This window comes from Mesorhizobium sp. B263B2A, from assembly GCF_020165775.1.
Taxonomy (GTDB): domain Bacteria; phylum Pseudomonadota; class Alphaproteobacteria; order Rhizobiales; family Rhizobiaceae; genus Mesorhizobium; species Mesorhizobium opportunistum.
Genome location: NZ_JAIUIU010000066.1, coordinates 1 through 1,130 on the forward strand (window position 1 = coordinate 1; position 1,130 = coordinate 1,130).

The following is a 1,130-nucleotide window of genomic DNA, read 5'->3' on the forward strand; positions in this document are numbered from 1 at the left end:
GGCGTCGGCGTGATGCGCAGCCGCTCGGTGCCGCGCGGCACGGTCGGGTAGTTGATCGGCTGGATATAGATGCCGTGCACGCCTAGCAGGCGGTCGCTCGCCATCTTGCACAGTTCGGGGTCACCGACCAGCAGCGGCACGATATGGGTCGGCGATTCCATCACCGGCAGGCCGGCGGCCGACAGGATCTGCTTGGTCCGGCTCGCCTGCTGCTGCTGGGCGTCGCGCTCGGCCTGCGAGCGCTTGAGATGGCGGATCGAGGTGGTGGCCGCGGCGGCGATCGCCGGCGGCAACGCCGTGGTGAAGATGAAGCCCGGCGCGTAGGAGCGCACCGCGTCGATCACCGCACTGGTGCCGGTGATGTAGCCGCCCAGCGTGCCGAACGCCTTGGCCAGCGTGCCTTCGATGATGTCGATGCGGTCGGCCAGGCCCTCGCGCTCGGTGATGCCGCCGCCGCGCGGTCCGTACATGCCGACCGCATGGACCTCGTCGATATAGGTCATGGCATTATGGCGCTCGGCGAGTTCGACGATCTCCTTGATCGGCGCGATGTCGCCATCCATCGAATAGACGCTTTCGAAGACGATCAGCTTGGCGCGTTCGCGGCCCGCCGCCTGCAGCAGGCTTTCCAGATGTGCGACGTCATTATGGCGGAAGATCTTCTTTTCGGCGCCCGAGCGCCGCACGCCTTCGATCATCGAGGCGTGGTTCAACTCGTCCGAGATGATCAGGCAGTTGGGCAAAAGCCGGGCGATGGTCGAGATCGACGCTTCATTGGAGACGAAGCCGGAGGTGAAGACCAGGCCTGCTTCCTTACCGTGCAGGTCGGCAAGCTCGTGCTCGAGCTCGACCAGCGGGTTCGAGGTGCCGGAAATGTTGCGGGTGCCGCCGGCGCCCGAGCCCATCTTGCCGGCAGCGTTCTGGAACGCGGCGATGACGTCGGGATGCTGGCCCATGCCGAGATAATCATTGGAGCACCAGACGGTGATTTCCTCGGCGCGGCCGTTGGAACGCCATATGGCGCGTGGAAACTTGCCCGCGATGCGCTCGAGGTCGGCGAAGACGCGATAACGACGCTCGGCATGGAGCTGGTCGATCGCTTCCTCGAAGAACCGCTGATAGTTCATGTC

At 65.2% G+C, this 1,130-nt stretch carries 1 protein-coding gene; it reads right to left on the bottom strand.

Translation table 11 applies throughout. The features are described from left to right. Positions 1 to 1,127 (bottom strand): 5-aminolevulinate synthase (hemA, locus tag LB568_RS33410; RefSeq protein ID WP_224732402.1); only part of this gene is annotated, 1,127 nt, incomplete at its 3' end. Positions 1,128 to 1,130: the final 3 nt, after the last annotated feature.